10 protein-coding genes are annotated in these 14,134 nt (G+C 52.6%); 8 read left to right on the forward strand and 2 right to left on the reverse strand.

Going from position 1 to position 14,134, the window contains the following annotated elements; genetic code table 11:
* Nucleotides 1-55 precede the first annotated feature (55 nt).
* Together ABIE48_RS10150 and ABIE48_RS10155 are read right to left on the reverse strand one after the other, a co-directional pair.
* Nucleotides 56-982 carry an aldo/keto reductase gene (locus ABIE48_RS10150; RefSeq protein ID WP_089546672.1) on the reverse strand — a complete coding sequence of 309 codons (927 nt, stop codon included), beginning with the start codon at nt 980-982 and terminating at the stop codon, nt 56-58.
* Nucleotides 983-1,249: 267 nt separating this feature from the next.
* The gene (locus ABIE48_RS10155) at nt 1,250-3,361 is read right to left on the reverse strand and encodes an acyltransferase family protein (RefSeq protein WP_192714647.1); all 2,112 of its coding nucleotides are present in this window, start codon (nt 3,359-3,361) and stop codon (nt 1,250-1,252) included.
* Between the two features lie 268 nt (nt 3,362-3,629).
* Between ABIE48_RS10155 and ABIE48_RS10160 the strand changes: the two genes are divergently transcribed.
* The 8 genes from ABIE48_RS10160 (at nt 3,630) to ABIE48_RS10195 (ending at nt 14,121) form a co-directional block, all read left to right on the forward strand.
* The gene (locus ABIE48_RS10160; RefSeq protein WP_354518800.1) at nt 3,630-4,520 is read left to right on the forward strand and encodes a GNAT family N-acetyltransferase; all 891 of its coding nucleotides are present in this window, start codon (nt 3,630-3,632) and stop codon (nt 4,518-4,520) included.
* A 298-nt stretch (nt 4,521-4,818) separates the two neighbouring features.
* Nucleotides 4,819-6,222 (forward strand): NAD-dependent malic enzyme, encoded by a 1,404-nt coding sequence (locus ABIE48_RS10165; protein ID WP_076167619.1) that lies wholly within the window; start codon nt 4,819-4,821, stop codon nt 6,220-6,222.
* A 262-nt stretch (nt 6,223-6,484) separates the two neighbouring features.
* Nucleotides 6,485-7,504 (forward strand): glycoside hydrolase family 130 protein, encoded by a 1,020-nt coding sequence (locus ABIE48_RS10170; RefSeq protein WP_192714645.1) that lies wholly within the window; start codon nt 6,485-6,487, stop codon nt 7,502-7,504.
* Between the two features lie 52 nt (nt 7,505-7,556).
* Nucleotides 7,557-8,861, forward strand: a complete 1,305-nt coding sequence (locus tag ABIE48_RS10175; protein ID WP_192714644.1) for an ABC transporter substrate-binding protein — start codon at nt 7,557-7,559, stop codon at nt 8,859-8,861.
* 118 nt (nt 8,862-8,979) lie between these two features.
* Nucleotides 8,980-9,855, forward strand: coding sequence for a carbohydrate ABC transporter permease (locus ABIE48_RS10180; RefSeq protein ID WP_145156891.1), 876 nt, complete (start codon nt 8,980-8,982; stop codon nt 9,853-9,855).
* 17 nt (nt 9,856-9,872) lie between these two features.
* The gene (locus ABIE48_RS10185) at nt 9,873-10,703 is read left to right on the forward strand and encodes a carbohydrate ABC transporter permease (protein ID WP_076167609.1); all 831 of its coding nucleotides are present in this window, start codon (nt 9,873-9,875) and stop codon (nt 10,701-10,703) included.
* Between the two features lie 30 nt (nt 10,704-10,733).
* Complete coding sequence (locus ABIE48_RS10190; protein ID WP_192714643.1) at nt 10,734-12,542, forward strand: cache domain-containing sensor histidine kinase; 1,809 nt, start codon at nt 10,734-10,736, stop codon at nt 12,540-12,542.
* The gene (locus ABIE48_RS10195) at nt 12,532-14,121 is read left to right on the forward strand and encodes a response regulator transcription factor (protein ID WP_354518804.1); all 1,590 of its coding nucleotides are present in this window, start codon (nt 12,532-12,534) and stop codon (nt 14,119-14,121) included. The genes ABIE48_RS10190 and ABIE48_RS10195 overlap by 11 nt, the downstream gene beginning before the upstream one ends.
* Nucleotides 14,122-14,134: the final 13 nt, after the last annotated feature.

Below are 14,134 nucleotides of genomic sequence, written 5' to 3' on the forward strand. Positions count from 1 at the left end.
AGATAAGCCGCATCTTTCTCGCAGAACCGGCTCATCCGCCGATGGTCCCCGCGGATTATTTAAAGATGCCGCTGATCTCTTCGACTTCAGCATCCGTTAATTGAACGTCCAGCGTCTTCAGGTTTTCCTTCACCTGCTCCGGTTTTTTCGCTCCCGGAATCAGGGCGTCAATGGCCGGCTGCTTCAGGTACCAGGCCAGCACCACATGGGCCACTTCGACGTTCTTTTGCGAAGCGATCGGCCGCAGTCGATCCACCTTGTCCAAGTTCCGGGCGAAGGCTTCGCCTTGAAAGCGCGGATTGTTCGCGCGGAAATCGCTGAACGTGGTGTCCTTCGTATATTTGCCGCCTAGCAGGCCGGAAGCCAGCGGGAAATAAGGGACAAACGAGATGCCATTGGCTTCGCAGTATGGAAGTAGCTCCTTTTCCGCGTCCCGGGCAAAAAGGTTGTATTCCGATTGGAGCACATCCACATAGCCGTTCACGTTTGCCTCTTTCAGCTGGTCGATGCTGAAATTCGATACGCCGATGGCCCGGATTTTTCCCTGTTCCTTCAGCCTCTGCAGCGCTCCGACGGCTTCAGCCTTTGGCGTCTGCTCATCGGGAAAATGGATGTAGAACAGGTCGATGTAATCCGTCTGCAGTCGTCTTAGACTGTCTTCGACCGACTGCTGCAAAAAGGCGGGCGAATTGTCCATCACGACTTTGCCATCCACAAACTTGTGCGCGCCTTTGGTCGCGAGGACGGCTTTCGCTCTGCCTTTCTCCTTCAGCACCTCGCCGATCAGCTCTTCGGAGCGGCCGGGACCGTAGATGAACGCGGTATCCAGGAAATTCACCCCGAGGTCGAGGGCGGTCCGGACCACGTCCCTGCCTGTCTCTTCATTCAGATTCGGATACAGATTATGCCCGCCGACAGCATTGGCACCGAGCCCAATCGGATTAATGTGCAGATCGCTTTTGCCTAAACGAATCGTAGCCATGGTGATCTCTCCTTCTCTACATTCATTGATGGTAATCCTTAATTATCATATCAGATTGCGAACTGTTTATACAATATGTACAGTTAGGCGGGGGACGTGAGAGAGACGGCTCCACTGAAAATGAATCGAAAAAAACCGGGCACGGATAATTTCCATGCCCGGCTGTGCGGCAGTGCCTGTCGAACCACTAAAAGGATAACCGTCATGTATGAGTTCCAACACGTGTATATCTCAAAGGCTTTAAACACAAACGTTTCGTGAGCCTGGTCATTTCTTGGTTCCGACGGCATTTGTGATCAGCGATGCCAGCAGTTTGGCTCCATCCTTCTTGAGATGGACCCCGTCGGGTGTAAAGAAGGACTGTCCGCTGCTCGCTTCGTACCAATCGAGCAGCGTCGCATTGTCATGGGTATCGGCTGCCTTTCGGAGCGCCGTATTGACCGTGCTTTCCCAGTTTCTCGGCACCCGGGTGTTCACGAGCACGACCTGCCGGACGTCCTCCAGCGAGTCGAGAAGCCGGGAAAGCTGCTTGGAGCTGAAGGCGCCGTTGGTTCCGAGCTCGATCACCACGTAGTCGCCGAGCTTGCCTTCCGTCCGGAGCCGCTCCACGATGTCCGGCGCTTCCGACATTTGCCGGCCGATCTCGGCATCGACGACGATGCCGGGAAGGTACTGCTGCAAATATGGGGCGGCGTCCAGCAGGATGGAATCGCCGATGGCGCTCACCGCCAGATTCCGCTTGACCGATGGAGGGGCGTTCGTTCCCGCTGCGCCGGCCCCTTGCCCGGACGCCTTGCCCGAACTCCCTCCCGGCTCGCCGGATTTGGCGGGAGGCGTGCCAGCCACGCCTACGGGATTCGCGGACGATGTTGCTTTGCCGCCGGTGGAAGGCGGGTCTTCGGCCTGGCCTGTAGTGCCCGAAGCTGCATCATCCGCAGCCTGCTGGCCCTGGGCTGCAGGAGGCGTTTGCGCCTCGGCTGGACTGCCGGCAGAGGTTTCCGCCGGGCCGGCGTCGTGATGATCGCCGCCTTTTGCGGTTTGCTGGCCGGAAGCAGGGGCATCCGCATTTCCTGTGCCGTCCCCGGCAGCGGAAACCTCCTGTGACACCGGGCTGGAGCCGTCAGCTCCGGAAGCGCCGGGGCCGAGCGCCTGGACGGTGGATGCCACCGCCGGTGTCCGGGCGATGCCTGTGAAGGAGATAATGACCAGCAGCAGTAAGGTAGCCCCGGTAATCCAGCCCTTCAGCGGAATCTGATCTACGCCCAGTTTGCCTGAACGCAGCTTCTTCCACCCTTTTCCCAATAACCCTTTGCGGATCGGTTCTTCGATCAATGTATACGACAGCGCAGCCAGCGCAATGCTGGCAGCCACCTGAAATACGGCTTTCAAGACGCTCACGTCTTCGGCTCCGTTTGTTGTGGATAAAATGATTACTGGATAATGCCATATGTATATGCCGTAGGAGCGAACGCCGAGCCATCGCAGCGGCTTGCAGCCAATCCATCGGCCGATCCGGCTTGCCGGATGGGCGAGCACGGCCACGGCGGCGGCTGCGGCCAGCGACAGAAGGACCAAGCCGCCGGGATACAGGAATGCGTCGTATTCGTTGGTGGTCCAGATCATGACCAGAATTGCTGCTAAGCTGAGTATGCCGATGCCGTCCAGCAAGCGCCTGGAGGACCGGTCGATCCGGGGAGACAGCTTGCGGCTAGGCCAAATGATGCTGAGCGCGGCACCGATCAGGAGCGAAAACGCCCGTGTATCCGTCCCGTAATAAACCCGGCTGGGATCCGTCCCCGGATCGTAGATGACCAGCATCGCCAGGGCGGACACCGCCGCGGACGAGAGCATGAACAGAAACATTTTTCCCCGCCGCGGGGCGAGCTTCAGACCGATCAGCATAAGCAGCGGCCACAGCACGTAAAACTGCTCCTCAACCGATAACGACCACAGATGTCCGAGCGGCGAGACGGGCCCGAATTTTTCAAAGTACGAAACCTGGTGGTAGATCAGATACCAATTGTTGACATAAAAGAGGGACGAGATCGCGTCGCCCTTTAAAACCGGCATCGTAGACGGCCGCGCTAATGTCACCCAGGCGGTCACGGCAGCGAGCATGACGATCATGGCGGGAAGCAGCCTACGGCACCGTCTGATCCAAAACTGCTTCAGATCAAGTGTTCCGCTCCTTCGCCACTCGGCGGTAAGAAGATCGGTGATCAAATATCCGGACAGGACGAAAAATATGCTGACACCAAGCAGTCCCCCCGGCGCCCAGCCGACGTTCAGATGGTACAAAATGACAGCGAAAACAGCCAGGGTCCGGAGTCCGTCCAGTCCCGGCATATATCTTTTTTCATTCGGCGAGAGATGAATCATAGCGGCTTACCTGGCTTTCCAGGCAGGTGAGCGGCGCTGTTGTCAACGGTTATGTATAAGCCTCTCGGGATGTATGTGCGCATTCTTTAGCTGCCTCCAGACATTGATGATCGGTGAAACATAAGTTTACCATGTCATACTTTATCATAGGGCACCGGAGGGAAAGTTACAAAATGATTGCGTTCATTTCACATTTTATTCATTATGTATATAGATTGAACTAAAGCTTTGATGAACTTCCGTTAGATCTGCAGAAAGTGGGGAATGAATGAAAATGAATGTAATCATGAGAAGGATGAGTGAATTTTCGCCTGCCGAGCTTACGGATCTTTGGAACGAAGGGTTTAAGGGGTATTCGGTCCCCATCACGATGAGTATGGACATGCTCCTCAAGAGAAGTGCAGATCAAGGATTGTCGCTCGCCAAATCGATCGTCGGCTGTGTGGACGGTATTCCCGTCGGTTTTGTCATGAACGGTCTGCGGAATAACGACGGCGTGAAGACAGCATGGAACGGGGGAACGGGGATCATCCCGGCGTATCGGGGCAAAGGCATCGGCAAGCTGCTGATCAAGGCCAGCCTTGAGCTGTACAAAGCGGAGGGTGCGGATGTCGCCCTGCTCGAAGCGCTGAGCGATAACAAGCCGGCGATATCGCTGTACGAGCGGATGGGATATGAGGTCATTGACGATCTCTTCTTCTATGAATGCAAAAGCCTGAAAGATGAAGCGCTGACCGGCGGCGGTTCCGGGAAGTACGAATTCCGCAGGGGCATTCCGCAGGATATCCAAAGGCTGCACGTGCCGGTCAATAACCAGCCTTGGCAGACGCAATGGGAGAGCGTCGTGAACGGCGAATCGCTGATCGCGTTCGATCCGGAAGGTCAGCCTGCCGGTTACGCACTGTATAAAAGGGGCTTCGATGATCAGGGGACGCATACCTCCACGTCACTGTTTCAATGCAAGGTTCTGGGCGGGCAAAGCGAAGACGCTTTGGCGCTGATGAAGGGCCTCCTAAGCGAAGTGTTTGGGCAGTCCAGCCTAGGACTGACCCTGCGTACCGTCAATATTCCCGGGTCCGAAACGATGCTGACGGGCGTGCTGAAGGAAGCCGGTTTTGGCATATCGGTCAGCCAGGTACATATGAAACGCGGCGTGTAACGGCCCAAGCGTTTATAAACTATACACGGGCCGAAGCTGCCGGTGGGAGCGCTGAGTTACTCCCGATCCTCATGAATACGACTGACGCTTGTGCAGTTTCGCGGTTATTGTTAAGATATGTTGCGGGCGGTTTCGATCCGAAAAGTCAAAACCGGACGAGCTTGTGGCCTGAATATGGATCAGCTTATGATAGAATTGCAATCGGTTACAAAGCCGGGTCGTCAGACTTCGGACAAATGACAAATGGCTTTAAAAGTACGGGTGGCTATTTTTAAACCTTGAATCAGGAGGATGCATCATGGCGAATACGAGTATTATTCTTAGGGTTGAGCTGGATCACGGGAAGGTGACTTTTGGGGATGTCGCAGCCGCGATCAGTAAATCGGGAGGGGACATCACCTCCATCGACGTCATCCGCCCCGGGAAGGATTCTTCTGTGCGGGATATTACGGTTGAGGTGGCCGACACACAGGAGGACCGCGTCGTAGAATCGCTGAAGCGGCATGACGGTATCAAGCTGATCAACGTGTCCGACCGGACCTTTCTCGTTCACTTGGGCGGCAAAATCAAGGTTCAGCCGACGCTGCCGATCAAAAACCGGGACGACTTGTCGCGTGTGTATACGCCGGGCGTGGCCAAGGTGTGCACTGCGATCCACGAAGACCAGGATAAGGCTTATTCGCTCACGATTAAACGCAATACGGTAGCGGTTATTACCGACGGTACAGCCGTTCTCGGACTTGGGGATATCGGTCCGCATGCGGCGGCTCCCGTGATGGAAGGCAAGGCGATGCTGTTCAAGCAGCTTGCCGGCGTCGATGCGTTTCCGATCTGCCTGGACACGACGGACACGGAGGAAATTATCCGGACGATCAAGGCGATCAGCCCGATTTTCGGCGGCATCAACCTGGAGGACATCAGTTCTCCGCGCTGCTTCGAAATCGAGACGCGGCTGGCCCAGGAGCTGGATATGCCGATATTCCATGATGACCAGCATGGTACGGCCGTGGTCGTCATCGCCGGTCTCTTGAACGCCCTGAAGGTGGTCAACAAACGGATGGAGAATATCCGGGTCGTCGTGAACGGCATCGGTGCGGCGGGCGTATCCATTTGCAAAATGCTCCTCAGCGCCGGCGTAACGAAGCTGGTTCCGGTTGACCGGGAAGGCGCAATCGTCAGGGGAGGTACATACAGCCATCCGATGTGGCAGTGGCTGGCAGACCAGCCGCAGGTCGAAGCGAACGAAGGCTCGCTTAAAGAGGTCATTAAAGGGGCCGACGTCTTCATCGGCGTATCGCGCGGCAATCTGCTGAACGGGGAGGATATCCGCAGCATGGGGCCGGATCCGATCGTCTTTGCGATGGCGAATCCAGAGCCGGAGGTGTCGCCGGAAGAGGCGATTCCGCATTCCCGGGTCTACGCGACCGGGCGCAGCGATTATCCGAACCAGATCAACAACGTGCTCGTCTTTCCAGGCCTGTTCCGCGGAGCGCTTGACTGCCGGGCCCGCTGCATCAACGAACCGATGAAGCTGGCGGCGGCGCGGGCGATCGCTTCGGTCGTCTCGGGCGGGGAGCTGAACGAGCTGTACATCATCCCGAGTATTTTTAACGAGCAGGTTGTGATCGAAATCCGCAAAGCCGTAGTCCAGGCGGCGATCCTGACCGGGGTGGCGCGCAGAATTCCGAAGGACTTCAGATAAAACGGGGAGTTTCCCGGATTAGAGCAGCTGACTTGTTCTCAGTGCATACAACAATAGCAAAACCGTCCCTTGTAAAGCGATGTCTCCCGGACATCGCAGCAGGGGGCGGTTTTTGTTTGCTCTTCGTTATTTATAACTGACATTAGTAAAACGATCTGCATTATTCGGATGTTTTCGAAAGTTTATGGGATATTTTGTGTTTTGGTAGGGAGCTATAATAACCGTGACGAGAAAATAAAGGGCTTACAAGGAGGCTTTCCCCATGAAGATCACAAGACATCCGGAAAATCCGATCGTCGTTCCGGGCATATATAGTTGGAGAAAAGTAACCGTATTCAATCCGGCGGTAATCATGGATAACGGCAAATTCTACATGATTGAGCGGACGGCGGAATCACTGACTCCGTGCAAAAACGTGCTGGGGCTTCTCGAAAGTGAGGACGGCGTCCATTTCACCCATGTCAAGGATGAACCGATTATCACACCGGACATGCTCGGTTTTCCTTACGGAAGTGTTCAGGACCCGCGGATTGTCAAGATTGAGGGCACGTACTATTTGAATTACGCGCTGCGCCCATGCGCAATGAGCTACTATCCGACCGGTTCGGGTGTACCTGAGCGTTCCATACCTTCCTATCCGGACGGATGGGGCGAAGAGGAGGGACACTGGCTAACCCGTTCCTCTATACTCAAGTCGGACAATCTCTTGGACTGGGAGTTTGTATCGGACACGACGCCGCTGGATATCAATGATCGCGACAATATTCTATTCCCCGAAAAAATAAACGGGAAATACTACCTTCTTCGGCGTCCTGAAGAATATGTCGGGGAAGCTTACGGCACGGAGAAAGCCGCGATGTGGATCACAAGCTCGGAAGACCTCATCCACTGGGACGAGCCTGTGCTTCTCGCCAAAGCCGAAAATCCGGAGTGGGAATCTAAAAAAATCGGCGGTTCCACTCCTCCGGTACGAACGGATCACGGCTGGCTGGTCCTTTACCATGGAGTGGACGAGGACACGGTGTACCGCGTTGGAGCGATGCTGCTGGATTTGGAACAACCGGAGAAAGTCATCGCCCGGACGAAAAATTTTATTATGGAGCCGGAAACTTATTACGAGAAATTTGGCTACCAAATACCAAATGTCATTTTCCCGACGGGCAACGTGGTAAAAGACGGACTTCTCTATATTTATTACGGCGTGACGGATACGGCGATTGCGCTGGCTACCGTTCCGCTGGATGACCTGGTCCAGCATATTTTGAACGAATCTTTGGTGTAGGACAGCTCCGGTATTCGAGAATACTACTTTATATGAAAAGAAGGGGAAAGGTATGAAAAAATCACAGAATCGATTGAAATGGCTGATGACAGGATTGGTTGCCGTCATTATGGTGATTACTGCCGCATGCGGCAGTAATCAGGCGGACGGAGGAGCTGATGCCAAGAACGGGAAAGTGACGCTGACCATGATGCATCCTTGGACATCGCCAAACGTGGACAATGATGTGTATAAGAAACGGATCGAAGAGTTCGAAAAACAGCATCCGGATATCATCATTAAGCAGGACGGCGTGCCTTCTGCCCAATACAAGACCAAGCTGCGTACCCTCGCTGCAGGCAACAATTTGGCCGACATCGACGTGTTATGGCCGGGAGCGGATCTGGCCCCGCTTGTAGACGGTAAACTGCTTGCACCGATTAATGACATGATGGACCAGTGGAACAGCATTCTTCCAGAAAGCGCGCTGGCCGGCTTTAAAGTCGGCGACCAGCAATACGCCATCCCTACCAAGCAGACATTCGTGGATATTATCTACTATAACAAAGAGATGTTGGCCAAAGTGGGCTACGACCAATTCCCGGATACCTATGAGAAATTCATCGATGCAGTGAAAAAGCTGAAGGACGCGGGAATGACGCCGATTTCTTTAGGAAATAAAGAGCAGTGGCCGCTGCAATCCTCCTACCTGTCCATCGTCGGTGACCGGTTTACGGGCAGCGACTTCTTGACGAAAGTGATGAACAAGGAAGCCAAATTTACCGACCCGGATTTCGTCAAGGCGATCTCCGTCATTGATGAGCTCAGCAAACTGAAGGCGTTTAATACCGACGCTAACAATATGGATACGGTGCAGGCCCAGGATTACTTTATCCAGGGAAAAGCGGCAATGCATATTTCCTCTTCGACCGTTGACGGCCGCATTCGTATCCAAAACGATGAAGGGGACAAGTTCGGAATCGCGCTGTTCCCGAAAGTGGATGGCGGAAAAGGTGATCCTGCCAAGAGCGCCGGAGTCGTACAATACGGCATCGGGATTAAGAGCGGACTGGACGAGAAAAAGCAGCAGGCCGCCGAGGAGTTTCTGAAGTTTTTTGTGAACGAGGATTTGTATAAACAACTGATTAGCAGCGGGGTCGTTGTTCCTGCAAAGGTGGACATTCCCGCAGATGCAAGCAAGTATTTGAAAGAAATGATGGAACTCACCAGTAAGGGAACCGCTCCGGTATTCGACAGCGTGATTCCGACACAGGTGGTTGACGTCATGCAAAACGGCCTGCAGGCGCTAACTGTTGGCCATGGGACTCCGGAGCAGGTAGCCAAGGATGTTCAGGAAGCTTTCGATAACATGAAATAGAATGGCACTGCGAGCCTGTTCGTGTCTGAAATGAAAAACGTGAAGGAAACCTGGGCTACCGGGTTTTCTTCCTTTTATCAGATCGCATGAGTGGGGTGAAGAAAAGGAGGGACCATATATGCACACCTTAAAAGGGACGAAGCTAGCCATCTTTCTTGGCTTATTTCCTGCGCTTCTCATCTACCTGGGAATCGCCATCGTTCCGATCGGACTGTCGCTGTACTACTCGCTAATGGATTGGAACGGCATCGGCTCCATGAGCTTTGTCGGCTTGGATAACTACTTGGATATTTTGAAAGACGACATTTTTTGGCTGTCGGTCAAAAACAATCTCATCATTATGGTAACAGGGCTGGCAGGCCAGATCCCGCTCGGGCTTGTGCTCGCCCTTTTGCTTAACCGCAAGATGAAAGGATCCGGATTCTTCCGGACAATAGGTTTCATGCCCGTGGTCATTTCTTCGGTCATGGTGTCCATGATCTGGGGTATGGTGTACAACACGGAATATGGAATGCTGAACAATGTACTTGGTTTATTCGGCGCAGAGAGCTGGAAGCAGAATTGGCTGGGCGATTCCAAATGGTCTATGCTGTCCATCAGCATCGCCTACATTTGGCAAAACTGCGGACTCTATATGGTTATCTTTCTGGCTGCATTGCAGAACATTCCGGACGAGGTTAACGAAGCGGCCGCACTGGACGGGGCGACCGGTCTAAAGCGTACGCTGCGCATAACGATTCCGATGATCCGCGGGACGATTATGGTGGGCGTTGTTTACAGCATCAGCAACTCTTTCCGTGTATTTGATCTTATTCAGATCATGACCGGAGGCGGCCCTGCCCATCAGACCGAGGTCATGACGATTTACATGTACAATAGCGCCTTTATGAATATGCGCTACGGATATGGGAGTGCGGTATCGATACTGATTCTACTATTCAGTTTGATTGTCATAAGTCTGTTAAACCGACTCGGAAGAGAAAAGAACGCTTAAAGGAAGGAGGTTATCCCTTGGTCAGAAAGTCCAAACTGTTCCATATAATTGCATACACTTTTTTGAGCCTGTTCGCTATTATAAATATAGTTCCGTTATTTTGGATGGTCGTCAATTCGTTTAAGGAAGAGCAGGAATATTCCAGAAGTCCGTTTTCGCTCCCGTCGCATTTGCAGTTTTCCAACTATGCCGGTGCCTGGAAAGTTGCCAATATGAACACGTACTTTTTGAACAGCATCATCATTACATTCGTGTCGTTGGCCGTCACGGTACTGCTCGGTTCGCTTGCCGCCTATTTTTTGTCGCGGTTTACGTTTAAGCTGCGGGGTACCGTGTATGGGTTGTTTCTGTTAGGCATGCTGGTGCCTATTCACGCGACACTCATTCCGATCTTCCTGATCATGCAAAAGGTACATTTGCTGGATACGCGGTTAGCATTGATTCTGCCCTATACGGCGTTCCATCTTTCCTTGACCGTGTTTATCCTGGAAGGCTTCATGCGGGGATTTCCGAAGGATCTGGAAGAATCGGGGGTCATGGACGGTGCAGGAATTTATCGTATTTTCTGGTCGATCCTCCTGCCGATCACAAGACCAGCCCTGGCTACGGTCGTTATACTAAATTTCATTTATAACTGGAATGAATATTTGTTCGCCCTTGTACTCATTACTTCGGGTTCCCTAAAGACGCTGCCTCTGGGCCTTTCTAACTTTGCCGGCATCGAAACGGCCAGTATGACACTACAGATGGCCGCGCTTACGATTGCCCTGATTCCGATTATTATCTTCTATCTGCTGCTGCAGAAGCAGCTGGTAAGCGGTATGACGGCAGGAGCGGTCAAAGGGTGATGCGCAGGGCAGCCTGAAGGAGAAGATCGCATGAAGACAAGCTTCAGAAGGCATCTAGGCAATTTCAGCTTGAAAAAGAAGGCGCTTGTCATATTTTTGCTGTTCGTCCTTTTGCCGACTCTCGGCGTTGGCGTCGTTGTTCAGCATAAATTTAATCAGATCCTGGAAGAGCGCTTTATCAACTCGACCAAACGCAATTTGGACAATGTAACGAACCAACTGGAAGAACAGACCGCGATGGTGAAGGACATTGCCAATTATTTGATTCTCAGCCCGGATATGAGAACTTTTCTAAGAAGCAGCCCTCCGCTCACGAACGATCAAAAGACGGATCTCAAGCGGAAGATCGAAGACTTTCTGACGTTCCAGCTGATGTCGAAGAGTTACATCCGTTCGATTGAAATTTCCGGATTGAACGGAAGTTTTATCGGGATGGGAGAACCGTTCTACGGGGACGAGTCACGGTGGATGGAGCTGGCAAGGCAGCGGAAGGGGGGGATCGTCTGGACGGAAGGGTATGAGCTGAACAGCGGATGGAACGGACGTGTCCGCGTGCTGTCCTTGTTTCGTTTGCTTAATTCGTACAGCGAAATTACTAAACCTCTGGGCAGCTTGATCATTCGTCTGGATGAAGCGAGCATCGTGGAGCTTCTGGAAAAAGGGATTTTCGAGGAGGGCAGCGGGAGCGTGTTCATCGTTGGGGATCAGGGGCAGATGATTATGGAATCGAAGCATCATTTGCCGGAGGCATATGTGCCGGACAACGCGCTGATGAATGAGCTTGAGAACAGCAAAGATGGCTTTATTACGGCGAAAATAGAGGACAAGCGGTATCTGACGCTTTATAACCGGATCGAAAATACGGACTGGACGATCATCTCGATGATTCCGGAAGTGAAGGTTAATCAGGAATTCCGGAGCGTCAAAATATTGATGATCTTCATTATCGCCGTGATACAGCTTCTCGGACTCACGGCGCTCATCGGGTTCCATTATACGATTATCCGCCCGATTCTCCGGCTGAAAAAGGAGACGAACCGCGTGACCTACGGCGATTATAACGCTCGGGTTCCGGTCAATTCCCATGACGAAATTGCCGAGCTCAACCGTAAATTTAATGAAATGGTGGTCACGATTAAGGAATTGATTGAGCATAAATATAAGCTCGAGCTTCGTCAGCGGGAATCGGAACTAAAGCTAATGCAGAACCAGATGGATCCCCATTTTTTGTATAATACGCTTGATATGATCCGCTGGACGGCTAGGCTGGAGAAAGCGTCCAAATCGAGTCAGCTGATTGAGATGCTCTCGAAGTTTTTCCGCAGCAGCATCGACAACGGGAACTACGAGACGACTCTGTACAAAGAAATGGAGTTCGTGCGGTCGTATTTGTTTTTGCAGCAGAATCGCCTTGGTGACAAGCTTCAGTATGCGCTGTTCATGGAGGCTGGGATCGAGCAGGTGCCGATTCTGAAAGCGACCATTCAGCCCTTGGTGGAGAACTTTATCAAACACGGTTTGGACAAAAATAAGCCGCGGTATATCGTACATGTGAAATGCTACAAAAACACCGGCGAAATCTGGATCGATGTGGTTGACAATGGGTCGGGAATGGAGCCGGAGCGTAAAGAAGAAGTTCAGGCCGCGCTGGAACATGCGGGGGCGGACGTCAACAGGGAGGGCGCCATGATGAACATACACGATAGACTTTCGATCTATTTCGGTGAAGGGTTCGGGCTGCAAGTCGTTCAGACTTCTACGGACGGGACTTGGGTGCGGCTGCGGATTCCCGATGCTGACATACAGCTTAGCCTGGCGGTGGATGAAAATGACGGTTAACCCGGAACAGTCCAGAAAAATCAGGATGCTCATCGTTGATGATGAAGCCGTGATCCGCAAAGGACTTCATCATACGATCGATTGGGCAGATTATGGCGTCGAAGTTGTCGGAGAAGCGGAAGATGGCAGAGAGGCGCTGCAGCGAATCGCCGAATTGGGCGGAGTAGATCTCGTTCTCTCAGATATCCGCATGGACGGCATGGATGGGCTTCAGCTTGCTGAGCGGTTGAAGGTCCTCTTTCCGGAGGTGTGCATGATTCTGGTCAGCGGCTATGAGGATTTTGATTACGCGCGCCAGGCAATGCGGCTTGGTGTGACGGATTACTTGCTTAAGCCGGTGGACGTCGATGAACTGACAGCCGTCGTGAAGGGAGTTGTCAGCCGGGTCGACCGACAGGAGCATGTGGGACTGCAGGAAGCGAGACTTTGGTTTGCAGGTCTTGTCAGAAGCGGTTTTGCATCCGGCAAAGTTCCCGCCTGCCTGCTGGGGACGGAGTACCGTATTGTGGCTTCGCAGATCGCCGATTATCATACCTGGTTTGGCGGAACGGCGTCAGATGAATTGGAAGCGCTCCAAAATCGATGGAGTAAGGCGATTAACCATCTGTTTAACGACAATCATTGCCTGGAATCGGTTTCCGTCCTGAAGAACAAAAATCTGATGATTTCGTTGATCGTGGTGAAACCCCCTCAGGAGCGTCCGGTCTGGGATGAACTGCTAAGCGGAATGATTGCACGCCTTGAAGACATAGGTACCGTTTACCTCGGCGTATCGGCACCTTTCAATACGCTTGAGCTTGCTGCATCCGCATGCACGGAAGCGGTCAGCCTGCTGCCGTATTATGTTCTGGAAGGACAGCAATTGCTGCTTCCTGAATACCGGGAAGCCATGGAGATGCAGAGGGTGACTCCAAACTATGACACGGTGACGGCTGTCCGGGAGCTGGTCAGCAGGCTTTTTAAACAGGTTCCTGAAGAACTGGGTGCATTTATCGCCGATATGTTTGCCGTTTTTCGGGAAAATGGACTTTTACTGGAGGATATCCTTCATATTTATGAAGAATTATGGGTACTGCTGCGCCAGCAGCTGCGCCGAAGCGGGATGCCGGATATGGATGCAGGATTCAAGGCGGCTGCCGACTTGAGCATTTACAATTCTTATCATTCCCTTCAAACGCTGGTGCTGGACGAGATGCTGGAACTGCAGCACCAAGTCAACGTAAGCGGACTTGATAAGTCTTACTGGATTATCGAGAAAGCAAAGAGGTACATGGATGATCAATTCAGGATGGATTTAAAGGCTTCGGAGGTTGCCTCCTGGCTGAAAATCACGCCAAGCCATTTCAGTTATATATTTAAGCAGAGTACGGGCAAGGGCTTCACCGAATATATGAACGAGAAACGGATTAACCATGCCAAGAAGCTCCTTGCGACGACCCATGATAAAGTATTCGAGATTGCAGACCAGGCGGGGTACAAGGAGTATAAATATTTTGTGTCGGTTTTCAAGACGTATACGGGAATGACTCCGAAGGAATACCGCGGGTTGATGGCCGGTAAAAAGGCTGAGGGAGAGTAGCGAAGGAGATATC

The organism is Paenibacillus sp. OAE614 (assembly GCF_040546645.1).
GTDB classification, from domain to species: Bacteria; Bacillota; Bacilli; order Paenibacillales; family Paenibacillaceae; genus Paenibacillus_AQ; species Paenibacillus_AQ favisporus.